A 25,521-nucleotide genomic window follows, 5' to 3' on the forward strand; every position below is an offset into this window, starting at 1 on the left:
TAGCCTGGCCGACCGGGACTCTCCTCATCCCGCAAATGGCCGATCAGCTTCTCGAACCGGTACCACTTGACCAGGCCAGCCAGCCGATCCAGCGCCGCATTGGCGCCGGCCCCCTTCGGCATCAGCGCTTCCACAAAGCTCGGCTGTCCCGTCTGCTTAACCGCCATNGCTACCCTCCAAGGCTTTGCCCTAGGGAATCACAATTGACGAATTACGCAACAGGCCCACAAGGGGAGAAGGGAAGTAAGCGCTAGTTATTCGCGCTCGCCGAATCGTCCATCGCCTTGAAGGCTTCCTCGAGTTGCAGCGAGATCGGCACGTTGAGCCGTTCGCCGGTCGGAAGCCTGGCGGTGAACCATTTGTTGTAGAGCGGGACCAGGTCGCGGTTGGAGCCGAGCTTGCGGAAGGTGCGCTCGACCACGGCCGACAATTGCGACTCGCCCTTCCTGAACATGATGCCGTAGGGGTCGTAGGACAAATAGTCGCCGGTGACGCGAAACTTGTCCTGCGCCTTGTGGCGCGCGATCAGGCCGGAGAGCAGGATGTCGTCGGTCGCAAACGCATCGGCCTTGCCGTCGACGAGCATCTGATACGACTGCTCGTGATCCGGCGAGGTGACGATGTTCAACCCGAGCGAGGACTTCTTGTCGGCCGCCTGGATCGCCTGCTCGTTGGTGGTGCCCTTGGTCACCACCACGGTCTTGCCCTTCAGATCGGTCAACGACTGGACCTTTGACGCCTTCGGCACCATCAGCTTGGTGCCGGCGACGAATATCAGCGGGGAGAAGGCGACGCGCTTGCCACGCTCGGCATTGGCGGTGGTCGAGCCGCATTCCAGGTCGATCTTGTTCTGGAGCACGGCGTCGATGCGGTCGTCCGAGGTGACCTTGACGTAGTCGATCCTGAGATTGGGATCGTCGACCTCGACGCCGATCTCCTCGACGATCGCCTCGCAGAGTTCGAGGCTGTAGCCGATCGGGCGGCCCGACTGGTCGAGGAAGGAGAACGGCGGCGAGCTCTCGCGATAGCCGAGCCGCACGACATGCGCTTTCTTGATGGCCGACAGCGTCGGGCTGAGCCCTTCGCTGCTGGTCTGGGCGAATGCTGTGGTCGCGAGCAACGATGCCGCGAGCCAGAGGCAGCCGCCGATCACTGACCTTGTCAGTGTCTGGCCCATGATGCGCTCCTAACCATGGCCGGCCATGGCGGGCACTTCGCCGGGCACCATGTCGCCGGGCACGGCGTCGCCTGGTCCCATCTCATGCTCGGGCCCGAGCTCGCCTTCCCACTTCGCCACGACCGAGGTCGCGAGCGTGTTGCCGATCACGTTGGTGGCGCTGCGGCCCATGTCGAGGAAGGTGTCGATGCCCATGATCATGAGCAGGCCGGCCTCGGGGATGTTGAACTGCGCCAGCGTCGAGGCGATCACCACGAGGGAGGCGCGCGGCACGCCGGCGACGCCCTTGGAGGTGATCATCAGCGTCGCCAGCATCGCGAGCTGCGTGCCGAGCGCCATGTCGATGTGGTAGCTCTGCGCGATGAAGACGGCCGCGAAGGTGCAGTACATCATCGTGCCGTCGAGGTTGAAGGAATAGCCGAGCGGCAGCACGAAGCTCGAGATCCGCGACGAGGCGCCGAAGCGGTTGAGCGCCTCCAGCGTCTTCGGATAGGCCGCCTCCGAGCTCGCGGTCGAGAACGCGATCATCAGCGGCTCGCGAACCAGCTTCAGCAGATGGCTGTAGCGCGGCCCGATCACGATGAAGCCCACGATCACCAGGATCGTCCACAGGATCGCCAGCGAGAGATAGAAGCCGCCCATGAAGACGACGAGCTTCCAGAGCACCAGCAGGCCGTTCTTGGCCACCGTCGCCGTGATCGCGGCCCACACCGCGAGCGGCGCGAACAGCATCACATAGCTCGTCACCTTGAGCATGATGTGGCCGATATCGTCGATCAGCGCCAGGATCGGCTTGGAGCGCTCGGGCATCGCGCCCATCGCCACCGAGAAGAACACAGCGAAGATCACGATCTGGAGGATCTCGTTCTGCGCCATCGCGTCCGCGATCGAGGTCGGGATCAGATGGGTCAGGAACTTCTCGATCGAGAAGGCCGAGACCGGCAGGCCGGTCGATTGGCCTGCCGCAGGCAGCGTGCCGGGGAAGTTGGCGCCGGGCTGGAGCAGGTTGACCATCACGAGGCCGAGCAGCAGCGAGACGAAGGAGGCGCTGATGAACCAGCCCATGGTCTTGGCGAAGATGCGGCCGAGCTTGGAGCCCGAGCCCATATGGGCGATGCCGCCGACCAGGGTCGCGAACACCAGCGGCGCGATGATCATCTTGATCAGGCGCAGGAACATCATGGCGATCAGGTTGATGGACGAGGCCCAGTCGGCGCGCGTATCGGGCAGGAAGTTGTAGATCGCCGAGCCCATGATGATGCCCAGCACCATCGCGCCCAAGATGTATTGCGTAAACCTGTTCGACATTGCTTACCCCCACGTACACCGGCGCTTCATGATGTCGCAGATATGACGGCTACGCAACACGCTTGGCGGGAGGCCGCGTTGGCCGGATGTTCCCGTTGTGAAACTGCCCCCCGCGATCTAGCCTTCATGCAGCGCACAACGAATGCGGCCTGCACGTTTTCTTTGCGGCGGCTGCATCAATAATCGTCAAGCAAACGAAGAGGGAAACGCCATGAGCGGCAACATCAATCGCCAGATTCTTCTGGTGGAAAAGCCGAGCGGCAAGCTCGGCCCAGAACATTTCAAGATGGTCGACGGCGCGATGCCGGAGCCGAAGGACGGCGAGGCTTTGCTGCGCGTTCGTTACATCTCGCTCGACGCCGCCAACCGCGCCTGGATGCATGGCGCGACCTATCGTTCAGCCGTCGAAGCCAACAGCGTGATGGCCGGCGGCGGCATCGCCGAGGTCGTCAGCTCGAAGGCGCCGGGCTTGGCTGCCGGTGACATCGTGTTCGGCGACACCGGCTGGCAGGAGTTTGCCGCGGTGCCGGCCAAGCATCTCACCAAGATGCCGAAGCTGGAACCGATGACGCATCTGCTCAGCGTGTTCGGCATCGCCGGCCTCACCGCCTATTTCGGCCTGCTGGACGTCGGCAAGTGGGCGAGACCGTCGTGGTCTCCGCGGCGGCCGGCTCGGTCGGCTCGATCGTCGGGCAGATCGCCAAGATCAAGGGATGTCGCGTGATCGGCATCGCCGGCGGCGCCGACAAGTGCAACTGGCTGACCTCCGAGCTCGGCTTCGATGCCGCCGTCGACTACAAGGACGGCGCCGTGTTCAAGGCCCTGCGCGCGGCCGCGCCAAAGGGCATCGACGTCTATTTCGACAATGTCGGCGGCGACATTCTGGAAGCCTGCCTGCCGCAGATGAACAATTACGGCCGCATCGCCTGCTGCGGCGCGATCTCGCAATATGACGGCGCGCCCGCCGCGCACGGTCCGCGCGGCGTGCCCGGCCTGATCGTGGTGAAGCGGCTCGTCATGCAGGGCTTCATCGTGATGGACTACATGAAGGACAGCCAGCGTGCGCTCGCCGATCTCCAGGCCTGGGTCAAATCCGGCAAGCTGAAGGTGCAGGAGGACATCATCGACGGTCTCGCGAACACGCCGAAAGCGCTGATCGGATTGCTCGCGGGCGAGAACCGCGGCAAGCGCATGGTCAAGCTCTGACGACGTATTGTTTGAGCATGATCTCCGCGCAGACGCGTTCCGCGTTTGTCGCGAGGGAAAACCGCTGCACACTTTGCGCTAACGCGGCCCTTCGGGTCCGGATCATGCTCTAGTTTCGTCGCAATTGCGCTGGCATTATCTACTTGCGGTAGAGGCCAAAGCATCCAAAGATACCGCGCGCGAGGCATCACTCGCGGCGATTGCGCTTGCATTACATTTGAAAACCGTCGGCGTTACCGACAGGGCAGGAATTCACTCAGATGTTCAACACGTTGAAACATGCATCAACGCGCACGGCGCTGCTCGCCGCCGCGCTCTTCGCAACTGCAACAGGCGCCTTCGCGCAAGTACCGACCGACGCGCAGAAGAGCGCCATGCGGTCCGCATGCCGTTCGGACTTCATGGCGCACTGCGCGAACGTCACGCCCGGCGGCGTGGAAGCGTATCAATGTCTGGCGAAGAACATGTCCAGCCTGTCACCTGGATGCCAGACCGCGGTTCGCGCGGTGGAGCCCGCTGCGGCTCCGAAGACCGAAGCCGCTCCGGCCAAATCTGAACCTGCAAAGTCTGAACCTGCAAAAACCGAAGCTGCGCCCGCCACCGAGCCGGCGGCCAAGCCGGCCGCTGGCGCCGCCCCAAAGGCGGCGGCACCAAAACAGCCGAGCAGCGCGCAGGTTGCTGCGGTCAAGAGCGCGTGCCGCGCCGACTATCCCAAGGTCTGCGCCGGCGTGCCGCCCGGTGGCGCCCCCGCGCTCGAATGCCTGGAGAAGAACAAGGCCAAGGTTTCGCCCGCCTGCGAGAAGGCCCTGAGCGCCGCGGCCGGCGGCGGCGCGGCAACAACGGCAGCGCCTGCGGGCGCGGCTCCTGCAGCGGCGGCAGCACCGGCGGCCGCGCCAGCCGTGATCGTTCTGCGCCCGCTGCGGCCGCGCGAAGAACTGCTCATCGTCCGATCGGCCTGCGGCGCCGACATCCGCACGCTGTGCGCCGGCGTTGCGCCCGGCGGCGGCCGCATCGTGCAATGCATCTCGAGCAATGCCGCGTCGCTGTCGCCTGCCTGCAAGGAGGTGCTCGCCCCGTTCGCAGCGCGATAGGGCAGCGCACGATACTGATCGGCGGCGTGCGCGAATGGATTTTCGCACGCCTGCCGCGACAAACTTTTGCAGATATCGATTTCGATCACGACAAGACAGGGAGGACAACATGCGTTCATTGCTGCTCGTTGCTTCTGCGCTTCTCGCCTTCGCGGCGACCATGACGTTCGAGGCCACCGACGCCAACGCGGTCGTGTGCGCCCGCGGCGTCTATCGCGCCGGTTGCGCCGGGCCGAACGCCGCCGTCGTGGTCCGCAAGCCGGTTCCGGTGGTCCGCTGTACCAGGGTGCTCGTGAACGGGGTCTACGTGAAGCGCTGCGTCTGACGCACAGGTGGCCAAGCCGGCGCGGTTTGGCTATGCTCCGGACGTGATGGTTTCGGACACGCGCCAAACGTGTGTTTGGAGCGAGTTTCGGCGCGCCCCGCCATGCCGATAATTCCGCTGGCGCCGAACGTCGGAGCACATTAGTCTACCCCTAGATAGTAAGTATACTGTCAATTAGGGAGGCAGACGTTGCGGATCGCCGTGATTGGCGGGGGGCCCGGCGGGCTCTACTTCGCCTATCTCTGGAAGAAGCGTCACCCTGAGGATCAAGTCGACCTGTTCGAACAGAACCCGGCCGACGCGACCTGGGGCTTTGGCGTCGTGTTCTCCGACCAGGCGCTGGAGTTCCTGCGTACCGACGACCCCGAGACGGTCGACGCGATCGCGCCGCATATGGAGAGCTGGGAGAACATCACGCTGAACGTCCATGGCGACAGCGTCGCCATCGACGGCGTCGGCTTCTCCTCGATCGGCCGGCTCGAGCTCTTGCAGTTCCTGCAGCAGCGCGCGCTCGATGCCGGCGTCACGCCGCGCTTCGACACGCAAATTCTCGGGATCGACCAGCTCAACGGCCACGACCTGATCGTCGCCGCCGACGGGCTGAATTCGCTGGTGCGCCGCGCTTACGAGGGCGATTTCGGCACCTCGCTGTCCTACTCCTCCAACAAGTTCGTCTGGTACGGCACCTCGAAGCGCTTCGACACGCTGTCGCAGACCTTCGTCAAGACCGACCGCGGCGCCTTCAACGCCCATCACTACCGCTATTCGCCGACCATGAGCACCTTCCTGGTCGAGTGCGATCACGCCACCTGGCAGGCTTACGGGTTCGCCTACAAGGACGTCGAGCAGTCCAAGGGCGTCTGCGAGGAGGTGTTTGCGGATACGCTCGGCGGCCACTGCCTCGTCTCCAACAAATCGGTATGGCGCAATTTCCCCTGGGTCTGGAACGAGCACTGGTCGTTCAAGAACATGGTGCTGATCGGCGACGCCCTGCACTCGGCGCATTTCTCGATCGGCTCCGGCACGCGGCTCGCGATCGAGGACGCGATCGCGCTGGTCAAGGCGCTGGAATCGGATGCGCATCTGACCACTGCGTTGCAGCGCTACCAGGCCGCGCGAAAGCCGGTGGTGCAGAAACTCGTCGACGCTGCGCGCACCTCGGCCTGCTGGTACGAGCACTTTGCCGAACACATGCAGCTCGATTTGATGGACTTTGCCTACAGCTACATCACCCGCTCCGGGCGTATCGACGATTCCCGCCTGCGCACGATGTCGCCGGCCTTCATGGCGCGTTATGAGGCCGCCAAGAACGGCGGGGACGAGGCATGAACAACGAGATTCGCGACCAGGTGCCCGCGGACAGCGCGGGCGCACGCGAGATCGGCTTTGCCGTTCCGCAAATCTACAACGCCAGCCGCGTGCTGTTCGACAATCTCGGCAAGGGATATGGCGACAAGCTCGCGCTGATCGGTGCGGCGGGCACGCGCACATATGCCGAGCTCTGCGCGGAGGCTTGCCGCTGGGGCAACGGCTTCGTCTCGCTCGGGCTGAAACGCGGCGACCGCGTGCTGTTGTTCCTCGACGATACGCCGGCCTATCCCGCCGCCTTCTTCGGCGCGGTGCGCGCCGGCTTCGTGCCGCTCCTGATCAACACGCTGACGCCGCCCGATCTCCTGCAGTTCTATCTCGCCGATTCCGGCGCGACCGTCGCGGTGGCCGAGTCCGAATTCTGCGCACGCTTCAATGCGGAGGCGTGCAAGGACACGAACCTGCGCACGCTGATCGTCGTCAATGGCGAAACGGGCGAGCATGCTGCGCCTGCGGCGGTCGCGGCTGCAGGCTGGCTTGCGCAATTCCCGGCCGAGCTGGCGGAGGCGGACACAAATCGCAACGAGATGGCGTTCTGGATGTACTCCTCCGGCTCGACCGGCCGGCCCAAGGGCATCGTGCATCTCCAGCACGACATGGCCTATAGCGAGATGGCCTTCGCCCAGAACATGCTGAAGCTGACGCCCGACGACATCTGCTTCTCGGTGCCGAAGATCTTCTTCGCTTACGGCTTCGGCAACTCCGTCACCTTCCCGTTCTCGGTCGGCGCGACGACGCTGCTGCTGCCGGGCCAGCCGAAGCCGGCAACGATCTTCGCGGCGATCGAGCAGTACAGGCCGACGGTCTTCTTCGGCCTGCCGACGCTCTACACCTCGCTGACCAAGGCCGAGGGCGCGCAACAGACGAACTTCTCGTCGCTGCGCATGGCGCTCTCCGCGGCGGAAGTGCTCTCGGCCGACGTCTTCAACGGCTGGAAGACTCTCACCGGCCTCGAAATCGTCGAAGGCCTCGGCTCGACCGAGGTGCTGCACATCTATCTCTCCAATCGCCCCGAGCAGAAAAAGCTCGGCGCCGCCGGCCTGCGCGTGCCCGGCTACGAGGTCGCACTGCGCGACAAGGACGGAAGCGAGGTCGGCGACGACGAGGAAGGCATCTTGTGGGTCCGCGGCGATTCCAACACGCCGCTGTACTGGAACCGGCCGGACAAGTCCGCCGAGACCATCCGCGAGGGCGGCTGGATCTACACCGGCGACCGCTTCGTGCGCGATGCCGACGGCTTCCACTTCTTCCGCGGCCGCGCCGACGATCTCATCAAGATCTCCGGCCAATGGGTCTATCCGCTCGAGGTCGAGCTGTGCCTCGCCGACCACCCCGACATCCGCGAATGCGCGGTGTTCGCTGCTGAATTGCCCGATCGTCGCATGACGCTGAAGGCGGTGGTGGTGATGAACAGCCGTGCCACCGACCAAAGCGAAGCGACGCGGCGGCTCCAGGATTACGTCAAGGGCAAGCTGCTTCCCTACAAATACCCGCGCGAGGTGATCTTCATCGACGAACTGCCGAAGACGGGAACGGGGAAGATCGACCGGCAGGCGCTGCTGCGGATGTGAGGCGACAAGGGCGGTCAGGGACGCATTCAGTCACCACACCTTCGGTGTCATCGCCCGCCTTGTGCGCACTTGCGCACTGGGGCGGGCGATCCATTATTCCGGAGGCAGCTGTGATTGAACCGAGAAGCCGCGCCATACTGGATTCCCCGCCTTCGCGGGGAATGACAGCGGAGGTAAAGGCGGCGGCGTCACCACACTCTTGGTGTCGTCCCGGCCTAGTGCGCAATTGCGCACGGGGGCCGGGACCCATACGCCGAAGCAGCCGTGTGGCGCGAGATGGTCATTGCCTGTCTTCGCCAAACCAAGATTCGTGGTTATGGGTCCCGGCCTTCGCCGGGACGACATTGAGTATTGGGGCTGCGATCTCGCCAACTCCCCCTCACCCGCCCTTCCCCAGATGCTCCAACGCGTCCTCGGCCCGCAGCGGCACGCGCGAGACTTCGTTGTTGAGATCGACGAGCTGCACCAGAAGCCCCATCAGCGCCTTGCGCTCAGTGGGCTTCAGCGGCTCCAGCATGCGCGCCTGGGCGCGTTCGACAGCGGGGATGATCTCGCGCAGGATCGCGGCGCCCGACTTGGTCAGATAGAGCAGCTTGATCCGCTTGTCCTCGGGCGCGGGCTTGCGCTCGATATAGTCCTTGGCCTGGAGCCGCTCGATCACGCTGCCGAGGGTGGAGCGGTCGAACGCAATCACCGCCGACAGCCGCGTCGCATCGATGCCGGGATGGGTGTGGATCGCGATCAGCGCCCCATATTGCACCGGCGTGAGATCGAACGCCTTGCACTCCTCCATGAAGATCGAGACCGCGATCTGCTGCATGCGCCGGAACAGATAGCCCGGCGCGGCATAGACCGCATCCATCGTGATCGGAGGAGGAGGCTTACTCGGCATCGGGCTGCTTCTCCGGTGCCGCATTGGCAAACGCCGGCAACGCCTTGGCGGCGGCTTCTGCCTTGAGAAGGCGCGGATAGGCCGAGACATCGACGCCGAAGCGGCGCGCATTGGCAAGCTGCGGCACGAGGCAGAGATCGGCCAGCGTCGGCGCATCGCCGAAGCAGAACGGGCCCGGCTCGTCCCTGATCAGGGTTTCGCAGGCCGACAGGCCCTCGCGGTTGACCCAGGCGGCCCATTCCTGGACCTTCTCCTCGGCAAGGCCGAGCTCGCGCAGCCGCGCCAGCACCTTCAGATTCTGCACCGGATGGGTGTCGCAGGCGATCGCCAGCGCAAACGCCCTCACCTTGGCGCGCCGCAGCGGATCCTTCGGCAGCAGCGGCGGATTGGGGTGCGTGTCGTCGAGCCATTCGATGATCGCGACCGATTGGGTCAGCACCGCACCGCCATCGCTCTCCAGCGCCGGCACCAGCCCTTGCGGGTTGATGGCGAGATAGGCGGGCGCGCATTGCTCGCCCTTGCGAAGATGATGCGGCAGGTGCTCGGCGCCGAAGCCCTTCAGATTCAGCGCGATCCGCACCCGGTAGGCGGCGCTGGAGCGGAAATAGCCGTGCAGCTTCATCGGAACCCTCCCTCTTGATTTTTCCCCGTCATTCCGGGGCGATGCGTCAGCATCGAGCTATGGTGCGCTTTTGCGCACCTGAGAATCTCGAGATTCCGGGTTTACGCTTCGCGTGCCCCGGAATGACTGCTTTGTACGTTACTCGTCACATTGACGCTACCTAGATCGTCAGTATACTGTCAATCAACAAAACGACGGGAGCGCCACCATGGAAGCCGTGACCAAGACGCCGGAACGCGAGGCGTTCTACAAGAAGATCGACGGCGAAAATCTCACCGCGCTGTGGACGGTGATGGGCGATTTGATCACGCCGGAGCCGAAGAGCGCCTGCCGGCCGCACCTCTGGAAATTCGAAATCATCCGCGACTACATGACGGAAGCCGGCAAGCTGATCACGGCCAAGGAAGCCGAGCGGCGCGTGCTGGTGCTGGAGAATCCGGGCCTGCGCGGCCAGTCCAAGATCACGACCTCGCTCTATGCCGGCGTGCAGATGGTGGTGCCCGGCGACGTCGCCCCCGCCCACCGGCACAGCCAGTCGGCGCTGCGCTTCGTGCTCGAAGGCAAGGGCGCCCACACCGCCGTCGACGGCGAGCGCACGGCGATGGAGCCCGGCGATTTCATCATCACGCCGTCGATGACCTGGCACGACCACTCCAACGAGACTGACGAGCCGATGTTCTGGCTCGACGGCCTCGATATCCCGCTGGTGCAGTTCTTCGACTGCTCCTTTGCGGAAGGCTCGAACGAGGACCAGCAGAGGATCACGAAGCCCGCCGGCGACAGCTTTGCGCGCTACGGCCACAATCTGCTGCCGGTTGACGTGAAGCGGAGTTCGAAGACCTCGCCGATCTTCAGCTATCCCTATGCCCATACCCGCGAGGCGCTGGAGAAGGCTCGCGCGAGCCAGGAATGGGACGCCTGCCACGGGCTGAAGCTGAAGTTCAGCAATCCCGAGACCGGCGATTTCGCGATGCCCACCATCGGCACCTTCATCCAGTTGCTGCCGAAGGGGTTCAAGACCGCGCGCTATCGTTCGACGGACGCGACGGTGTTCTGTCCGATCGAAGGCAAGGGCCGCACCCGCATCGGCGATGCCGTATTCGAATGGGGCCCGCGCGACCTGTTCGTGGTGCCGAGCTGGCATTGGGTGACGCACGAGGCCGATGACGATGCCGTGCTGTTCAGCTTCTCGGACCGCCCGGTGCAGCAGAAGCTCGATTTGTTCCGCGAGGATCGCGGGAATGCGTGAGATTGGGTGCTATAGCCTTACATTCGGTGTCGTCCCGGCGAAGGCCGGGACCCATACCGCGTGATCTATCTAGGAACGGCGGTATTCGTACCGACGAAAGGTAACTACGGGTCTTCGCCAAACCCCTCCCTGGGGTTATGGTTCCCGGCCTTCGCCGGGACGACGGCAGGGTTGTGGCCGCGCCTCCATCCACATCACCATTGCTAACGTGGCTACCGCCAGTGCAGCAGCCGCGTCTCCAGCAGATTGATCACCTTCCCCACCGCCAGCCCGAACACCGACAGGATCACCACGCCCGCGAGCAGCTGGTCCGTCTGCATCAGATTGCCGGCCTGGAGCACGAACGCGCCGATGCCGTATTGCGCGCCGATCATCTCGGCGCTGACGACGAGCAGCAGCGCGACGGAGGCGGTGATGCGGAAGCCGGCGAGGATTGCGGGCAGCGCGCCCGGCCAGATCACCTTGCGCACGATGGTGGCGAAGGGGACATTAAAACTCTGCGCCATGCGGATGAGGTTGCGCGGCACCGCATCGACGCCGCTATAGACCGAGATCGCGGTCGAGAAGAACACGCCGAGCGCAATGGTCGCGATCTTCGGCTCTTCGCCGATGCCGAGCCAGAGGATCAACAGCGGCAGCAGCGCGATCTTCGGAATCGGAAACAGCGCCGAGATGAAGGTGATGCCGACGCTGCGCGCGAGCCGCGACAGGCCGATGGCAAAGCCGACGGCGATGCCGGCCGCCGTGCCCAGCAGCCAGCCGACGCCGATGCGCAGCAGCGAGGCCGAGAGGTGCTGCCAGAGCGCGCCTGACATCGCGAGCTCGTAGATCGCACGCACGATCGCCGACGGTGCCGGCAGGAACAGCGGATTGACGAGACCGACGCTGCCGGCAGCCTGCCAGAGCGCAATGACGAGGGCCAGCGCAATCCAGCCGCCGAAGCGGCTCGACGCGGGCACGAAGCCGGCGCCGCGGAAGCGGACGCGCCGGGTCGCTTCGCTCATTACAGGTGTCTCCGTCGAGGGTGCGCGATCAAGCATGCTGAACCTCGCGCTCGGCATCGATCGCCTCGTGGCGGATCAGCGACCAGATCTGGTTCTGGAGCGCCAGCAGCTTTTCACGCGCCGCCGTTTCGCCGCGCTCAGTGCGCGTCATCGGCACGGTGACGACCTCGCGGATGCGCCCGGGCCGGCGCGACAGCACCACAATGCGGTCGGCGAGCCGCGCCGCCTCTTCGAGATTGTGCGTGACGTAGACCGCGCCCATGCCGCCATCGGCGAGCAGGCGGACAAAATCCTCCATCAGCAGTTCGCGCGTTTGCGAATCCAGCGCCGAGAGCGGCTCGTCCATCAGCAGGATGGCGGGCCTGACCGCAAGCGCGCGCGAAATGCCGACGCGCTGGCGCATGCCGCCGGAGAGCTGCTTTGGATAGGTCTTGCGAAAATCGGTCAGGCCCGTGCGGCGCAGCGCATCCTCGACCAGCGCGCGGCGTTGCGCCGCCGAGAGCTGGGCGTGCAGCAGCGGGAATTCGACGTTCTCCTCGACCGTCGCCCAGGGCAGCAGCGCAAAGTCCTGGAACACGAAGGTCAGCGGATTGAGACTGTCCGCCGGCGGCGCCCCGCGCAACTCGGGCGCGCCTGATGTCGGCTGCAACAGCCCGCCCAGGATCGACAGCAGCGTGCTCTTGCCGCAACCGGAGGGCCCGACGATCGCCACCACCTCGCCGGCACTGACGGTGAAGGAGACGTCGTCGAGCACGGCGAGATCGCCGAAGCGGTGGGTGATGTGGTTGGCGATCAGGTCCATGCGTTGCACCTCACTCTCGATCCGTCATCCTGAGGTGCGAACATTGCGATGCGAATGCATCGCAATGTGAGCCTCGAAGGATGAGCGGCCCCGCCGCATCCGGGCCGTGCATCCTTCGAGGCTCGCCTTGCGGAAGACCGCAAGTCGAGCACCTCAGGATGACGGAGATGGAGGGGGACTCGCGTCATCAATCCGCCTTCACATAGTCCTTGGCGATGATCGTATTGGCATCAAAGCCCTTGTCGGCAAAGCCCTGCTCCTGGAGCCATTTGATCTGGTTGTCGACGTTCTCGACGTCGAGCTTGCCGTCGGGATCGATGTAAGCGCAATTGCCGACCACCTGCTCGACCGGCAGATTGGTGTACTTCGCGATGATCTCCAGCAGCGGCTTGGTCTGCTCGTTGATGGGCGCCACGCCGTCCTTCATCGCGGCGAGGATGACGTCGTGATACTCGCGGTCGGCCTTTGCCAAGGCGCCAAGCAGCTTGGTCACCAGCACCTTGTTGGTCAGCGTCTTGGGCGCGGCGAACACCGCGCCCAGCTGCCACGGCGTCTCGTCGCCGACCCAACCCAAGAACTTCGCACCGCCCTCGTCCATCAGCTTGCGCGCCGTGGAGATCGGCAGCAGCGCCGCATCGACGGTCTCGCCCTTGAGCGCCGCCGCCGCGTTCGACAGCGATTGCAGCGGCACGATCTTCACGTCCGCGAGCTTGAAGCCGTATTTGTCGGCGAGCAGGCCGAGCGAATAATGAAAGGACGATCCGACCTGCGTCATTGCCACGCGCTTGCCGGCGAGGTCCTTCGGCGTCTTCAGGCCGGCGGCATAGGCGTTGTTGCTGGCGAAATAGCCGATCAGGGGGTAGCCGGCCTTCTCGCGGCTCATGCCGCCGATCACCTTCAGCACGCCCTTGCCGGCGAGATTGTAGAGACCGGCGGTGAAGGCGGTGACGCCGAAATCGACATCGCCCGAGGTGGTCGCGACCGCGATCGGCTGCGCCGCGTCGAAGAACTTCAGCTCGACGTCGAGTCCCGCCTCGCGAAAATAGCCCTTGTCCTGCGCGATGAAGACCGGCGCGGAGGAGGACAGGCGGAGCACGCCGATCCTGGCCTTCAGCGCGTCCTCAGCCTGCGCCGCGCCCATCGCCATGATCGCCAAAAGGCTCGCAAGCGCGAGCCGCGCCATCCCGATCATCCCGTTTCCTCCGTCGTTGTCTTGCAGCCCGTCAAAGCCCTTCGGGTACGGGCTGGTCCCGCCCGATGAAGGCGCCCTGTTGTTTCAACGTTTCCTGCAATTTTTCAATGGGGATGTCACGCGGGATCCGGTTTCCGGAGAGCGCCAGCGCTGCGGCGGAACCGGCAGCCTCCCCCATCACGAAACAGGCACCGGAGACGCGGGCGGCCGACTGGCCCTCATGGGTCATCGAGGCGCAGCGGCCGGCGACCAGCAGATTGTTGACGCCTTCGGGCACCAGCATCCGGTAGGGCAGCTCATTGTAGCCACGGGATTCCGGGATGGGCGGGAAGGTGAAGACGACGTCGCCGGGGACATGGGCCTCGATCGGCCAGCCGTTGACGCCGATGGAATCCTCGAACGAGGCACAGCCGAGCACGTCCTCACCGCTGAGCTGGTAGCCGCCCCTGATCCGGCGGGTCTCGCGGATGCCGAGCTGCGGCGGCAAATCGACGATGTAGGACTTTTCGAAGCCCGGCACGGTGCGCAGGAATTCGAACGCGGCGAGCGCCTGCCTGCGGCCCTCGATCTCACCGCGAGTGAGATCGTCGGGCTCGATGCCGTTGATGGCGTGGCCATCCTCGCGGGCAACTTGCGTGAAATTCACCCGCCATTCGATGCCGGATTTCTGCGGCCGCACGATGGCGCTCTTGCGCGGGAATTTGTGGGTGCCGGCGGCGAGCGCCTTTTCCATCAATTGCGGAATGGTGCGCCAGGCCTCGCCTGCCCTCTCGGGATCGATGCCGTTGAGGCGGAGCATCATCGAGGGATACAGCGGATGGCCGTGTTCGTCGCCGATCTCGAACGGCGCGCCGGCCCACACGGCGAGATCGCCGTCGCCGGAGCAGTCGATGAAGATCTCTGAGCGCACCGCCTGCCGGCCGCCCTTGGTTTCGACCATCAGCGCGTCGATGCGGCTGTTATCGCCCATCACCACGCCGGCGCCGAGCGCGTGGAAGAGGATGTGCACCTTGTGGCTGGCGAGGAGTTCGTCGGCCGCGATCTTGTAGGCCGCCGTGTCGTAGGCCTGGGCAAAGACCTTGCCGAGGATCAGATGCGGCGTGTTCAGGCCGTTGAGCAGGTCGATCCGCGCCAGGAGCTCGGACGCCATGCCCTGCACCAGCCGGTGGGCTTTGCCGTAGACGTTGCCATGCAGGCCGCAGAAATTGGTGACGCCGGCTGCCGTACCCATGCCGCCGAGGAAGCCGTAGCGCTCGATCAGCAGCGTCTTCCGTCCCGCCCGCGCTGCGGACGCCGCCGCGATAATGCCGGCCGGGCCGCCGCCAAGCACGACGACTTCATATTCGCCATAGAGCGGCACCTGGCGCGCTGGTTCTTCGATCGTCGTGGCCCGCATGACGCGTCCTATCCCTGAAAATCCTTGCTTGGGATCGACTATGAATTAACGCGAGGCGGGCTACAATCCACCAAAATACGCGATCAGCTTTCTCGAATTGCGAAAGGTCAGAGATGGACATCCTGGTGAACCTTCAGGCGTTCCTCGCCACCGCGGACGCGGCCGGCTTCTCCGCCGCCGCGCGAAAGCTTGATGTCTCGACCTCGGTCGTGGCCAAGCGCGTCACGCAACTGGAGGCGCGGATCGGCACGCCGCTGTTTCACCGCTCGACCCGGCAATTGCGCCTGACCGACGCCGGCCAGCGCTATGTGCATCGCGCGCGCGGCGTCGTCACTGATGCCACCGACCTGCTCTCGCGCATGGGCGAGAAGGGCCACGATCTCGTCGATCACCTCCGCATCAAGGCCCCGACCTCGCTGACGGTGGCGCGCCTTGCCGACGCCTTCAGCGCCTTCCAGACCCAGAACCCTAGGCTGAAGCTCGAGATCGTGCTGATCGATCGCCCGGTCGATCCTGTTACCGAAGGCTTTGATATCGCCATCGGGGCCTTCCCGCACTCCTTCGGCGGCGTGGTCGACGAGCCGCTGTGCGCGCTGAAGCGGCTGCTCTGCGCTTCGCCCGCCTATTTGAAGAAGCACGGCACGCCAAAGCATCCGCGCGACCTCGTCGAGCATCGCTGCCTCAGCTTTCTGCCGACCGGCCCCGAATGGATCTTTGACGGGCCGCGCGGCCGCATCAGTATCCAGGTAAGCCCGCTGCTCTCCTCCAACGAAGGACATGTGCTGGCGCGCAGCGCGATCGCGGGCAACGGCATCGCGCTGATATCGCAATATCTCGTCGCGGATGCCTTGCGCGACGGCACGCTCAAGCCGGTGCTGCGCGACTTTCCGATTCCGGAATTGTGGGTGAAGGCCGCGATCCCCGAGCGGCGGCGCAATGCGGCTGCGGTGCAGGCGCTGCTGACACTGCTGAAAAAGTCACTCGCGCCGTCGCTGTGAGCCGTGTCAATTGTGAGGTGGCGTAGCCCGCATGAGCGAAGCGACATGCGGGACTTTCGCAACATTCCCGGATATCGCTTCGCTCATCCGGGCTACGCGGTGCGCGCCGTGTCGGGCACCTGTCACAACATCGCAGTTGCTCTGGCGTGACAGACCTGAGAGAAGGGCCGCCATGGATTCGACACTCGTGAAATTCGCTCTCGCCGCCCTGATCGCTCTCGCGATCTCTGCCGCTCCCGCCGCAGCCGTGGAGCAAAACTGCCGCTTCATCCAGGCCAAGGCCGATCGCGAAGCCTGCTACAAGCGCCAGGAGGAAGAGCTCGCATCCAAGCGCAAGCCCATCGCGCCGACCGCCGAGAGCAAGACGCTCGAAACGCTGCGGCCGATGCGGCAGGACGACGACGCCGTCTATCGCAGCATCAACAACATCTGCCGCGGCTGCTGAGCGGAGAACGCTCAGCCTGTCCCGGCACCCCACTTCGCCGCCCGCTTTTCGGCAAACGACGCCAGCCCCTCCGCCGCCTCCGCGCTCTGGCGCTTGACCGAATGCAAGTGCACGAGCCGCGCGTATGCCGCATCGTCCACGCCCATCCCGCCGAACGAGCTCTCCAGCGCGAGGCGCTTGGTCTCGGCCATCGCCTCCGGTCCGTTGGTGAGCAATTGCTCGACCACCTTGGCGCCGGCGGCCTCCAGCTCGGCGAGCGGCACCACCTCGTGCACGAGGCCAATGCGGCGGGCGTCCTCGGCACCAAAGCGTTCGCCGGTCAGCGCGTAGCGGCGGACCTGCCGCACGCCGATGGCGTCGCAGAGCTGCGGAATGATGATCGCCGCCGTCAGGCCCCAGCGCACCTCCGTGATCGAGAACAGGGCATTGTCCGCAGCAATCACGACGTCGCAGGCCGCAATCACGCCGGTGCCGCCGCCGAAGCAGCCGCCCTGTACCAGCGCGACCGTCGGGATCGGCAGCGTGTTGAGCCGCTGCACGGCCTCAAACGTCGCCCGGGACGCTGCCTCGTTGGCCTCGGTCGATTGCGGCCGCACGCCGTTGATCCATTTGAGGTCGGCGCCGGCCTGGAAATGCCTGCCGTTGCCCTTGAGAACCACGACCCGCAGATTGGGCTTCTTGCCGAGATCGTCCATGGCTGCGAGCACGCCCGCGATCAGCGCGCCGTCATAGGCGTTGTTGACCTCCGGCCGGTTCAACGTGACGGTCGCAACCCCACGCGCATCAAGGGTCCACAGGACGGGGCTGGCAGTCATCGGCGATCCTCCGGTCGTTTGTTTGGCGCACACTATGGCCGAGGCAACGCATCCCGATCCATATGTTTCCGGCGTAGGGCGGCCGCGTCCATCGCATGGCGGCTTGTGTCATGCTGTCGCCTGACGGCACCAAGGGATCAGGGACGGGACATATATGCGCATCTGCATTTTCGGCGCGGGCGCCGTCGGCAGCCACATCGCGGTCAGGCTGGCACGCGCCGGCCATGAGGTGTCATGCGTGATGCGGGGGGCGCATCTGGAGGCGGCGCGCGCAGGCGGCCTGAAGCTGCGCGTCGGCGATTCCGAGGTCACCGCCAAGGTGAACGCCTCAGGGGATCCCGCCCAGCTCGGCCCGCAGGACGTGGTGATCAGCACGCTGAAGGCCACCGCGCTTCAGGGACTGGTTTCCAGCATCAAGCCGCTGCTGCAAGACGACACCGCGATCGTGTTTGCCCAGAACGGCATTCCCTGGTGGTACGGCATCGGCCTGCCGCCACGGCATCCCACCCCGCCGGACATCTCCTTCCTCGATCCGGGCGGCCGCTTGCGCGCCTGCATCCCGAAGGAGCGGATCATCGGCGGCGTGGTCTTCTCCTCCAACGAGGTGATCGCACCCGGCGTGGTGCAGAACCTCACGCCTGACCGCAACCGCCTGCTGATCGGCGAATGCGACGACCGCAATTGCGAGCGCATCACGAAACTCCGCGGCGTCCTCAACGATGCGCGACTGGAATCGCCGCCGGTGGCCGAGATCCGTGAGGCGATCTGGTCAAAGCTGCTGACCAACATGTCGCTGTCGGTGCTGTGCCTGCTCACCGGCCAGACCGCGCGCGGCGTGCGCGACGACCCTGCGTTCGCCGAAGTCATTCCGCGCATGCTGAACGAGGCCAACGACATCGCCCAGCACTTCATTCCCGAGGTGAAGCGCGTGACGCGCAGCGGCCCCGCTCCCAATCACAAGCCATCGCTGCTCCAGGATTACGAGCTCGGCCGCGCCATGGAGATTGACGTGCTGGTGAAGGCGCCCGCCGCCTTCGCGCGCACCGGCGGCCTGTCGACGCCGACGCTCGACCTGATCGCCGCACTAGCGATCCAGAAGGCCCGCGACAAGGGGCTTTACACGGCGGCGCCTTAAATCGCGCGCAACGGATGGCGGCGCGACGCAATTTGGGTCGATAGTCACCAAGGTGCAGCGGCCATGCAATTAACCGCTGATTTTGCACCAACATCACCCGCCGAGGTGCACATGATATCGAGACCGTTGCCGCCTGCCGGCTTGATCTGATACGGGCCGAAGGCTTGGCCAAAGGGCAACGTCCCATCGACCCAGACCTGAACCGCAGAACGTTCGAATTCAACCCTTTTGGTTTCTCCCGGCAACAGCGAGAACGGAACGTTCGGAAGGGTATCGGTCTTCTTTTCTATTCTTCGGCGGGCAATACCAAACTGGTAGGCGACCGATCCTCCCGTATTCTGGATCTGACATTGGGCCTTCGTGTTGTCTTCGAGAAAGCTACAGTTCGACTGTTCGTTGTAGGCGAACGGGCATCCGTTGCCGCTGATCGGGGAGCAGTTGTTGTGACCCCTGTCGTAAGAAACCCAGCGCCATCCGTCGCCAGCCGAATACAATCCACTCTGGGGGCAAGTGGTTGTCGCTGGATGATCAGGGTTGTGCAAGTTCGGGAGATTGCAGCCCCCAGTCAGCAATATTTCGGGATCGCCAACTAGTTCGTCGTGCTCGGACTGCTGGTGGAGAGCGAGAGCGGCCGGATTGCTTGGATAGAGGCTGAGGTGATACGTCGCCGCATAGGTCTTGGAGCATCCCCAGCTGACCCAACCGCACCACAGCCCGTCCTGGGAGGTCACGGCGCTTTGAATGATCATCGGGAAATAGGTATAAGCTGACGGATTCCAGTCGATATTGAAATCAGTCGCCTGCAGCGCCAACTCGATGCCGAATTCCTTCACCACGATCTTGTCTTTGGAAAGCGGCTTTCCGTTCATGAGAACGGTCGTCTCGTACTTGTTGCGGGCATCGTCGACGCCAAAGCCGACGCCAAATATCCTGATCGGATTCTGAGCGATATCCGAGCGGGTGATGATCGTGGGCCCGACCCTCATGATGAGGAACTTGACATCCTTGCCGATGAACTGGAGCATCGGCAGCAGCTTGGCTTCCTGTACCGCTGCGCGAGCAAAGTCGTCGTTGATCTTCTCGTTCAGCCTGTTTGCGACATTGTACAGGTCCCAAATCGCCAGCTTTCTCTGGTCTGAAATCTGCTCGAACGTCTTTTCTCTTTCCTCATCCAGAATGGACTTGAGCTGCTTCAGGCTTTCATACGCCTGCTCGGCCCCACTCGCTATCAGCTGGTTTCCGGCACCCGTAAAGGCACTCTTCGCCTGCTCGATCTTGTTATCGATATCGCTCAAAATGCTGGAGATCTTCTTGCCGGCGAGGACACCGCCGGCGGCGGCTACCAGTACCTCCACGCCTTGAGCCTGAACTGGAGAATGTGCGATGTTCAGCGCAAGGCCAAGAACGACTGTCCGAGCTATTCTCAAAATCATCTATTCACCCTAGGTTCTTGAATTGACAGGTGGCCTCACCCGCAGGGGATCAGCCGGAGATGCGACGCATTCAAAATTCGGCACGAATAATGGTCAAAGGATCGAGCTTCTCGGAAGTCACACACACCTTGAACGCCGGACCACTGTCCTGCTGCCGTATGTGGAGGGCGCCCGCCCCATAAGCGGTCATCCGCACTGTGCCTGAGCCGTCTGATGTGGAGCCCCAGGGCCTGCCGCGAAAGAAGACGCCCGTACCCGCTCGGAACGTCCGATCCTTTGGTCCGACGATCAAATAGTCGATTGACCCTACGACGTGATCACTGAACCAGGTCCAGTTTTCGTCCACAGTCTTGCAGATGTAGTCCGCACCTTGAGCCTGACTGGTCAGCACTGACAAGGCGAGCGCCGCGGTGGCGGCGAGTCGGACAAGCATCGGTACCTCGGGGAAAGTTGGGCGGCAGGTGGCAGGTGGCAGGTGCACGATCTTAGATAGACATTGCTCGACGTTGCAAGCTGCAGCGCAATGAGTGCGGCGCACACGCGATCGCAGCGGTCACGATCCAGAAGGCGCGCGACAAGGGGCTCGCTTCGAGCGTGATTTTTTTTGAGCATGATCTCTTCGGAAAACCGCTGAGCAGTTTGCGCTAACGCGGCCCTTCAAGCCCGGATCATGCTCTGCCCTCAGGCGAGCCCGTCGATCCAGGCCGTGAGCGCGTCGAGCACCTCCGCCAGCGCCTCTTCGTTGCTACGGCCGGACTTTTTCAGCACCGCGAAGGAGTGATCGCCGCCTGCGACCTCGTGCAGCGTCGCCTTCGGACGGAGCGCATCGATCACGGGCTTGAGGAGGCCGAGATCGGCAAGCCCGTCGCGCGTGCCTTGCAGGAACAGCATGGGGATTGCGATGCCGGCGAGGTGCTCGGCGCGCTCCATCGACGGCTTCTTGTCGGCGTGCAGGGGAAAGCCGAGGAAGGCGAGCCCTTTGACATCCGGCAATGAAGCCTTGGACTGCGCCTGCGACGTCATCCGCCCGCCGAAGGACTTGCCGCCGGCGACGAGCGTCACGCCGGGGCACAGCCGCGCCGCCTCCGCGACCGCCGCGCGGATGGCGGCGTGCGCGACTGCCGGCTGGTCAGGACGTCCCAGCTTCTTTTCCATGTAGGGAAAATTGAAGCGGAAGGTCGCGATGCCACGGTTCGCGAGGCCCTCAGCGACCTTCTCCATGAAGGAATGCCGCATGTCGGCACCGGCGCCGTGCGCCAGCACATAACAGGCGCGCGCATCTTTCGGCTGCGTCAGGATCGCCGAGACCATGCCGATGCGCTCGATGTCGAGCTTGAGCTCTTGAGTTTTGGTCGCCACAATCAGCCATCCCGACAGACGCTATTCCGGGCCGCCTTGGTAGCGTCACCGGCGCAGCCTGAAAACACAATAATTGTCGCCGCCGGCCAGCCTACCAAGCCGGAACACCGCATTAACCGAGGTAACCATGTCCTACCGCTCCTCCTGGATGACCGAAGAGCTCGACGTCTTTCGCGACCAGTTCCGGAAGTATCTTGCCAAGGACCTGGCGCCGCATGCCGAAAAATGGCGCGAGCAGAAGATGGTCGACCGCTTCGCCTGGCGCGGGCTCGGCGAGATGGGTGCGCTGCTGGCGAGCGTGCCGGAGGCATATGGCGGCCTGGGCGCAACCTTCGCCTATGACGCCGCCGTGCTGGATGATCTCGAGAGCACCGTGCCGGAGCTGACGACCGGCGTCTCTGTGCACAGCGCCATCGTCGCGCACTACATCCTCAACTACGGCTCGGAGGAGCAGAAGAAGCGCTGGCTGCCGAAGATGGCGAGCGGCGAGATGGTCGGCGCCATCGCCATGACCGAGCCCGGCACCGGCTCGGACCTCCAGGCCGTGAAGACCACCGCGAAGAAGCAGGGTAATTCCTACGTCATCAACGGCCAAAAGACTTTCATCACCAACGGCCAGGCCGCCGATCTCGTCATCGTCGTCGCGCGCACCGGCGAGCAAGGGGCCAAGGGCATTTCGCTGATCGTGGTCGAGACGTCAGGCGCGGACGGTTACAAGCGCGGCCGCAACCTCGACAAGATCGGCCTGCATGCCTCCGATACGTCGGAGCTGTTCTTCGACAACGTGCAGGTAGCCCCGGAAAACCTGCTCGGCAAGGAGGAAGGCCAGGGCTTCGTCCAGCTGATGCAGCAATTGCCGCAGGAGCGTCTCGCGCTCGCGGTCGGCGCCGTCGCCTCGATGGAGCGTGCCGTCAAGCTCACCACCGAGTACACCAAGGAACGGAAGGCTTTCGGCAAGCCGCTGATGGATTTCCAGAACACCGCCTTCACGCTCGCCGAGCGCAAGACCGAGGCGATGATCGCGCGCGTCTTCGTCGACTGGTGCATCGAGCGCCTGGTCGCCAAGGACCTCGACACGGTGACGGCCTCGATGGCGAAATATTGGTGCTCGGACAAGCAGGTCCAGACCGCCGACGAATGCCTCCAGCTGTTCGGCGGCTACGGCTACATGCAGGAATACCCGATCTCGCGCATCTTCGTCGATGCCCGCATCCAGAAGATCTACGGCGGCACCAACGAGATCATGAAGCTGCTGATCGCAAGGTCGCTATAGCGCCGCTCAGCCCGCGCGCCAGTCGCGCGGCCGGCAGCCGAAGCGCTGCTTGAAGCGTCGGGTGAAGTGGGAGAGGTCGGAGAAGCCCCAGTCGAACGCGATGGCGCCGATCGCGCGGCCGCAGAGTGCCGGATCCTTCAGGTCGGCCGCTGCGCCGACGAGGCGACGATCCATCACATAGTCCGAGAACGTCGTGCCGGAGCGCTCGAACAGCTTGTGGACGTAGCGCTCGCTGATGCCGACCGCGCCGGCGACCGCCGCGACCGTCAATCCCGGCTCGCGCAGCCGCTCGTGAATGGCACGGCGCAGCGCCAGCACGGTGGCGTCCGCAAAACTTGCGGCTTCCGCCGTCTGCGCCCGCGAGCGGCGCGACAGGCTGAGCGCAACGAGATCGAGCAGCACGTCGAACAGCCGGACGCTGTCCTCTTCCGTCATCCGCAATGCGCCGGCGTTCAGGGAGCGCGCGGTCTCGACGATGAGGTGACCGACATGGGGATCGTCGGACACCCGCTCGGCCCTGAAATCGAACGACGGCGGCAGCCGGTCGCGCAAGGCACGCGACGGCACCCAGAACGAAGCGACCTCCAGCGTCGGGCCGCGATCGTGCAACAGCGTCACCTCGCGGTCGCTGTCGACGATGCCGACCTGGCCGCGCGACAGGCTGACCTCGCGGCCATCCTGGAGCATGCGGCAGCGCCCGGCGAGCTTGAAGTTGAGATAGAAGCAGCTGTCGCGCGATGCCGCGATATCGGCACGCGAACGATTCACGGTGTGCTCGGGAAACATCACCCGGTTGATCGCGCCGGCGCCGAGCCCGATCGTCTCCACCTTGGCCGGGAAGCGCGACGTCGTCGCCGATTCCGGTGTCAGGTTCATGAAGGCCTGGCAGATCGCCTCGCGGTAGTAGGAAAACTGCTCGTCCGGCCGGGTCTCCGCGGTGTTCCAGATCGCGTGCCGCGGCCGGCTCATAGAATTGACCTGCTCCATCAGTTCGCTCCGAGACCAATCCGGTTCAGCGCCAGACAAGCGCGCGGCATCCTGGCCGGTTCAATATGGCGGCAACAACGACAAAGGCCGGCGTTCAGCCGGCAAGGCCCATCGCCCGACCAATCTAACCAGCCTTCCGAGGGAGCTACAATATGTCGACCTACGTTCTCGTTCACGGCGCCTGGCACACCGGTGCCGAGCTCGAACCGGTCGCAGCGCCGATCCGGGCCGCCGGCCATCAGGTCCACCTCCCGACCATCAAGGGCAACCGCCCGGGCGATGCCAAGACGACGGGGCTGAAGGAGGCGATCCAGTCGATTGCCGACTATCTCGCCGAGAACAACCTGACGGACGTGATCCTGCTCGGCCACTCCTATGGCGGCATGGTCATCACCGGCGTTGCCGACCTCGTGCCGGAGCGCATCCGCCGCCTCGTCTACTGGAACGCCTTCGTGCCCAACAATGGCGAATCGCTCAACGACATGGTGCCGCCGCACTATATCGGGCTGTTCGACATGATCGCGGCCGAGCGCGGCGACGGCTCGGTGGTGCTCCCGTTCCCGATCTGGCGCGAGGCCTTCATCAACGACGCCGATCTCGAACTGGCGCAGCGCGCCTACGACATTCTCAATCCGCATCCGCTGAAAACCTTCAGCGACAAGATTGCGCTGAAGACCAATCCGGCGGAGATGCCGCTGGCAAAATCCTACATCAACTGCACCGAAGACACCGCGCTGCCGCACGGCTATCCCTGGCATCCACGGCTGTCGGAGAAGCTCGGCCTGTTCCGCCTCGTGCAGGTGCCGGGGAGCCACGAACTGTGCTTCTCCGATCCGGCGCGCCTTGCCAGGGCGATCATGGAGGCAGGACGCGACTGACGGGGCCGTTCCAGGCCTTTGATGCCGCGGTCGCTGTAGCCGCTCACCTCATCCGCTTGTCGGCGGCGATGAAGTCGATGAAGGTCCTCACCTTGGCGGAGAGGTATTTGCGGCTCGGATAGACCGCGAACAGGCGCCCTTCGAAGATGATGTCGTCGGGCAGGATGTGCACGAGCCGACCGGCGGCGATGTCGTCCGCGACCAGCCATTTCGGCAGGAAGGCGAAGCCCATGCCTTCCAGCGCGGCCATGTGGAGCAGCGTCTCGTTGCCGCTGCGCAGGACCGGGTTGAGCTTGATGGTCTCGACCGTGCCGTTCCTGTTCAGGGAGAAGCTCTCTCCCGGATAAAGCGCATAGTGCAGCAGCGCCTGGCCTGAGAGATCGGCGAACTTCGCCGGGCGTCCGGCGCGCTTGAGGAACGCAGGGGCTGCAACCAGCAAGAACGGGACCTTGGTGATGGGACGCGCGATCAACGCCTCGTCCGGCGTTCCGGTCGCGCGCAAAGCGAGATCGAATCCCTCCTCGACCAGATTGACCAGCCGCCCGCTGAGATCGACGTCGAGACACACCTCCGGATAGCGGGTCTGGTAATCCGCCAGCACGCCCGCGAAGATCGCATTCGCAATCCACACCGGCGCGGTCAGCCGCAACGTGCCGCGCGGAACGACCGTCGCCTTGCTGACGGCGGCCTCGACCTCGTCGAGCGAATCCAGCATCTGCCGCGCCTGCTCGAAATAGAGCGCGCCGCTCTCGCTCAGGCTGACCCGCCGGCTGGTGCGGTTGAGCAGCCGCGTGCCCAGCCGCTTCTCGAGCTGCATCACGTGCTTGCTCGCCATGGCGGGAGAAATGCGCAGGCGCTGTGCCGCGGTCGCAAAGCTCTTCAGCTCCGCGACCAGGCAAAACACCCTCATACTGACCAGCGAATCCATGAGATCATCAACATCCAGGAAATGAATCAATCCTGGAACGCATAATGATCAAATAATGCGAAACCAT

At 64.4% G+C, this 25,521-nt stretch carries 24 protein-coding genes and 1 pseudogene; 11 read left to right on the top strand and 14 right to left on the bottom strand.

The features are described from left to right. Nucleotides 1-250: 250 nt before the first annotated feature. Both A3M7_RS0117885 and A3M7_RS0117890 read right to left on the bottom strand, forming a co-directional pair. Complete coding sequence (locus tag A3M7_RS0117885; RefSeq protein WP_027545161.1) at nt 251-1,177, bottom strand: amino acid ABC transporter substrate-binding protein; 927 nt, start codon at nt 1,175-1,177, stop codon at nt 251-253. A 9-nt stretch (nt 1,178-1,186) separates the two neighbouring features. Next, nucleotides 1,187-2,485, bottom strand: a complete 1,299-nt coding sequence (locus A3M7_RS0117890; protein ID WP_027545162.1) for a dicarboxylate/amino acid:cation symporter — start codon at nt 2,483-2,485, stop codon at nt 1,187-1,189. A gap of 211 nt (nt 2,486-2,696) precedes the next feature. Here A3M7_RS0117890 and A3M7_RS0117895 point away from each other — a divergent pair. From A3M7_RS0117895 to A3M7_RS0117915, 5 genes and pseudogenes are all read left to right on the top strand, one after another. Then, nucleotides 2,697-3,691, top strand: a pseudogene (locus A3M7_RS0117895) (NADP-dependent oxidoreductase). Between the two features lie 260 nt (nt 3,692-3,951). After that, nucleotides 3,952-4,782, top strand: coding sequence for a hypothetical protein (locus A3M7_RS0117900; protein WP_027545163.1), 831 nt, complete (start codon nt 3,952-3,954; stop codon nt 4,780-4,782). A gap of 109 nt (nt 4,783-4,891) precedes the next feature. Then, nucleotides 4,892-5,107, top strand: a complete 216-nt coding sequence (locus A3M7_RS0117905) for a hypothetical protein (protein ID WP_027545164.1) — start codon at nt 4,892-4,894, stop codon at nt 5,105-5,107. A gap of 189 nt (nt 5,108-5,296) precedes the next feature. Further along, entirely contained in the window at nt 5,297-6,436 is a 1,140-nt protein-coding gene (locus tag A3M7_RS0117910; RefSeq protein ID WP_027545165.1) for an FAD-dependent monooxygenase, read from the top strand. Further along, complete coding sequence (locus A3M7_RS0117915) at nt 6,433-8,046, top strand: benzoate-CoA ligase family protein (RefSeq protein ID WP_027545166.1); 1,614 nt, start codon at nt 6,433-6,435, stop codon at nt 8,044-8,046. Before A3M7_RS0117910 ends, A3M7_RS0117915 begins: the two co-directional genes overlap by 4 nt. 379 nt (nt 8,047-8,425) lie before the next feature. Here A3M7_RS0117915 and A3M7_RS0117920 read toward each other — a convergent pair whose 3' ends face one another. Further along, on the bottom strand, nt 8,426-8,938 hold the full coding sequence (locus tag A3M7_RS0117920) for a MarR family winged helix-turn-helix transcriptional regulator (protein ID WP_027545167.1): 513 nt from the start codon (nt 8,936-8,938) through the stop codon (nt 8,426-8,428). Continuing rightward, nucleotides 8,928-9,560 (bottom strand): maleylacetoacetate isomerase, encoded by a 633-nt coding sequence (gene maiA / locus A3M7_RS0117925; RefSeq protein ID WP_027545168.1) that lies wholly within the window; start codon nt 9,558-9,560, stop codon nt 8,928-8,930. The genes A3M7_RS0117920 and maiA overlap by 11 nt, the downstream gene beginning before the upstream one ends. Before the next feature lie 208 nt (nt 9,561-9,768). On the opposite strand from maiA, the gene gtdA reads away from it, so the two are divergent. Continuing rightward, nucleotides 9,769-10,809, top strand: coding sequence for a gentisate 1,2-dioxygenase (gene gtdA, locus A3M7_RS0117930; RefSeq protein ID WP_027545169.1), 1,041 nt, complete (start codon nt 9,769-9,771; stop codon nt 10,807-10,809). Nucleotides 10,810-11,021: 212 nt separating this feature from the next. Here gtdA and A3M7_RS0117935 read toward each other — a convergent pair whose 3' ends face one another. The 4 genes from A3M7_RS0117935 to A3M7_RS0117950 form a co-directional block, all read right to left on the bottom strand. Next, entirely contained in the window at nt 11,022-11,849 is an 828-nt protein-coding gene (locus tag A3M7_RS0117935) for an ABC transporter permease (protein ID WP_027545170.1), read from the bottom strand. Next, nucleotides 11,842-12,615: an ABC transporter ATP-binding protein gene (locus tag A3M7_RS0117940; RefSeq protein ID WP_027545171.1), complete on the bottom strand. Its 774-nt coding sequence runs from the start codon at nt 12,613-12,615 to the stop codon at nt 11,842-11,844. The genes A3M7_RS0117935 and A3M7_RS0117940 overlap by 8 nt, the downstream gene beginning before the upstream one ends. Before the next feature lie 187 nt (nt 12,616-12,802). After that, entirely contained in the window at nt 12,803-13,807 is a 1,005-nt protein-coding gene (locus tag A3M7_RS0117945) for an ABC transporter substrate-binding protein (RefSeq protein WP_027545172.1), read from the bottom strand. 31 nt (nt 13,808-13,838) lie between these two features. Then, a complete protein-coding gene (locus A3M7_RS0117950; protein ID WP_027545173.1) occupies nt 13,839-15,203 on the bottom strand; it encodes an FAD-dependent oxidoreductase in 1,365 nt (454 codons plus the stop codon). Nucleotides 15,204-15,316: 113 nt separating this feature from the next. Between A3M7_RS0117950 and A3M7_RS0117955 the strand changes: the two genes are divergently transcribed. Next, the gene (locus tag A3M7_RS0117955) at nt 15,317-16,201 is read left to right on the top strand and encodes a LysR family transcriptional regulator (protein ID WP_027545174.1); all 885 of its coding nucleotides are present in this window, start codon (nt 15,317-15,319) and stop codon (nt 16,199-16,201) included. Nucleotides 16,202-16,373: 172 nt separating this feature from the next. Next, entirely contained in the window at nt 16,374-16,646 is a 273-nt protein-coding gene (locus A3M7_RS0117960) for a hypothetical protein (RefSeq protein ID WP_049823509.1), read from the top strand. Between the two features lie 11 nt (nt 16,647-16,657). Here A3M7_RS0117960 and A3M7_RS0117965 read toward each other — a convergent pair whose 3' ends face one another. After that, nucleotides 16,658-17,461, bottom strand: a complete 804-nt coding sequence (locus tag A3M7_RS0117965; RefSeq protein ID WP_027545176.1) for an enoyl-CoA hydratase-related protein — start codon at nt 17,459-17,461, stop codon at nt 16,658-16,660. 154 nt (nt 17,462-17,615) lie between these two features. Here A3M7_RS0117965 and A3M7_RS0117970 point away from each other — a divergent pair, with 154 nt between their 5' ends. Next, nucleotides 17,616-18,596 (top strand): ketopantoate reductase family protein, encoded by a 981-nt coding sequence (locus A3M7_RS0117970; RefSeq protein ID WP_027545177.1) that lies wholly within the window; start codon nt 17,616-17,618, stop codon nt 18,594-18,596. 44 nt (nt 18,597-18,640) lie between these two features. Here the strand turns inward: A3M7_RS0117970 and A3M7_RS0117975 are convergent, their stop codons facing one another. From A3M7_RS0117975 to A3M7_RS0117985, 3 genes are all read right to left on the bottom strand, one after another. Continuing rightward, entirely contained in the window at nt 18,641-20,029 is a 1,389-nt protein-coding gene (locus A3M7_RS0117975) for a hypothetical protein (RefSeq protein WP_027545178.1), read from the bottom strand. A 70-nt stretch (nt 20,030-20,099) separates the two neighbouring features. Next, nucleotides 20,100-20,462 (bottom strand): hypothetical protein, encoded by a 363-nt coding sequence (locus A3M7_RS0117980; RefSeq protein ID WP_027545179.1) that lies wholly within the window; start codon nt 20,460-20,462, stop codon nt 20,100-20,102. 248 nt (nt 20,463-20,710) lie between these two features. Then, a complete protein-coding gene (locus A3M7_RS0117985; RefSeq protein ID WP_027545180.1) occupies nt 20,711-21,388 on the bottom strand; it encodes an alpha/beta family hydrolase in 678 nt (225 codons plus the stop codon). Between the two features lie 127 nt (nt 21,389-21,515). On the opposite strand from A3M7_RS0117985, the gene A3M7_RS0117990 reads away from it, so the two are divergent. Continuing rightward, nucleotides 21,516-22,661: an acyl-CoA dehydrogenase family protein gene (locus tag A3M7_RS0117990; protein WP_027545181.1), complete on the top strand. Its 1,146-nt coding sequence runs from the start codon at nt 21,516-21,518 to the stop codon at nt 22,659-22,661. Between the two features lie 6 nt (nt 22,662-22,667). Here the strand turns inward: A3M7_RS0117990 and A3M7_RS0117995 are convergent, their stop codons facing one another. Further along, a complete protein-coding gene (locus A3M7_RS0117995) occupies nt 22,668-23,648 on the bottom strand; it encodes a helix-turn-helix domain-containing protein (protein WP_027545182.1) in 981 nt (326 codons plus the stop codon). A gap of 152 nt (nt 23,649-23,800) precedes the next feature. Between A3M7_RS0117995 and A3M7_RS0118000 the strand changes: the two genes are divergently transcribed. Further along, the gene (locus A3M7_RS0118000) at nt 23,801-24,526 is read left to right on the top strand and encodes an alpha/beta hydrolase (RefSeq protein WP_027545183.1); all 726 of its coding nucleotides are present in this window, start codon (nt 23,801-23,803) and stop codon (nt 24,524-24,526) included. Between the two features lie 43 nt (nt 24,527-24,569). On the opposite strand, the gene A3M7_RS0118005 is transcribed toward A3M7_RS0118000, so the two are convergent. Continuing rightward, the gene (locus tag A3M7_RS0118005; protein WP_027545184.1) at nt 24,570-25,454 is read right to left on the bottom strand and encodes a LysR family transcriptional regulator; all 885 of its coding nucleotides are present in this window, start codon (nt 25,452-25,454) and stop codon (nt 24,570-24,572) included. Nucleotides 25,455-25,521: the final 67 nt, after the last annotated feature.

This window comes from Bradyrhizobium sp. WSM2254 (assembly GCF_000472645.1).
Taxonomy (GTDB): Bacteria; Pseudomonadota; Alphaproteobacteria; order Rhizobiales; family Xanthobacteraceae; genus Bradyrhizobium; species Bradyrhizobium niftali.

Coding starts and splice junctions, on each gene's coding strand:
- A3M7_RS0117960 (WP_049823509.1), top strand. CDS start 16,374: ATGGATTCGACACTCGTGAAATTCGCTCTCGCCGCCCTGATCGCTCTC.
- A3M7_RS0118005 (WP_027545184.1), bottom strand. CDS start 25,454: ATGGATTCGCTGGTCAGTATGAGGGTGTTTTGCCTGGTCGCGGAGCTG.
- maiA (WP_027545168.1), bottom strand. CDS start 9,560: ATGAAGCTGCACGGCTATTTCCGCTCCAGCGCCGCCTACCGGGTGCGG.
- A3M7_RS0117955 (WP_027545174.1), top strand. CDS start 15,317: ATGGACATCCTGGTGAACCTTCAGGCGTTCCTCGCCACCGCGGACGCG.
- A3M7_RS0118000 (WP_027545183.1), top strand. CDS start 23,801: ATGTCGACCTACGTTCTCGTTCACGGCGCCTGGCACACCGGTGCCGAG.
- A3M7_RS0117975 (WP_027545178.1), bottom strand. CDS start 20,029: ATGATTTTGAGAATAGCTCGGACAGTCGTTCTTGGCCTTGCGCTGAAC.
- A3M7_RS0117920 (WP_027545167.1), bottom strand. CDS start 8,938: ATGCCGAGTAAGCCTCCTCCTCCGATCACGATGGATGCGGTCTATGCC.
- A3M7_RS0117970 (WP_027545177.1), top strand. CDS start 17,616: ATGCGCATCTGCATTTTCGGCGCGGGCGCCGTCGGCAGCCACATCGCG.
- A3M7_RS0117900 (WP_027545163.1), top strand. CDS start 3,952: ATGTTCAACACGTTGAAACATGCATCAACGCGCACGGCGCTGCTCGCC.
- A3M7_RS0117940 (WP_027545171.1), bottom strand. CDS start 12,615: ATGGACCTGATCGCCAACCACATCACCCACCGCTTCGGCGATCTCGCC.
- A3M7_RS0117945 (WP_027545172.1), bottom strand. CDS start 13,807: ATGATCGGGATGGCGCGGCTCGCGCTTGCGAGCCTTTTGGCGATCATG.
- gtdA (WP_027545169.1), top strand. CDS start 9,769: ATGGAAGCCGTGACCAAGACGCCGGAACGCGAGGCGTTCTACAAGAAG.
- A3M7_RS0117950 (WP_027545173.1), bottom strand. CDS start 15,203: ATGCGGGCCACGACGATCGAAGAACCAGCGCGCCAGGTGCCGCTCTAT.
- A3M7_RS0117995 (WP_027545182.1), bottom strand. CDS start 23,648: ATGGAGCAGGTCAATTCTATGAGCCGGCCGCGGCACGCGATCTGGAAC.
- A3M7_RS0117885 (WP_027545161.1), bottom strand. CDS start 1,177: ATGGGCCAGACACTGACAAGGTCAGTGATCGGCGGCTGCCTCTGGCTC.
- A3M7_RS0117905 (WP_027545164.1), top strand. CDS start 4,892: ATGCGTTCATTGCTGCTCGTTGCTTCTGCGCTTCTCGCCTTCGCGGCG.
- A3M7_RS0117990 (WP_027545181.1), top strand. CDS start 21,516: ATGTCCTACCGCTCCTCCTGGATGACCGAAGAGCTCGACGTCTTTCGC.
- A3M7_RS0117980 (WP_027545179.1), bottom strand. CDS start 20,462: ATGCTTGTCCGACTCGCCGCCACCGCGGCGCTCGCCTTGTCAGTGCTG.
- A3M7_RS0117935 (WP_027545170.1), bottom strand. CDS start 11,849: ATGCTTGATCGCGCACCCTCGACGGAGACACCTGTAATGAGCGAAGCG.
- A3M7_RS0117915 (WP_027545166.1), top strand. CDS start 6,433: ATGAACAACGAGATTCGCGACCAGGTGCCCGCGGACAGCGCGGGCGCA.
- A3M7_RS0117890 (WP_027545162.1), bottom strand. CDS start 2,485: ATGTCGAACAGGTTTACGCAATACATCTTGGGCGCGATGGTGCTGGGC.
- A3M7_RS0117965 (WP_027545176.1), bottom strand. CDS start 17,461: ATGACTGCCAGCCCCGTCCTGTGGACCCTTGATGCGCGTGGGGTTGCG.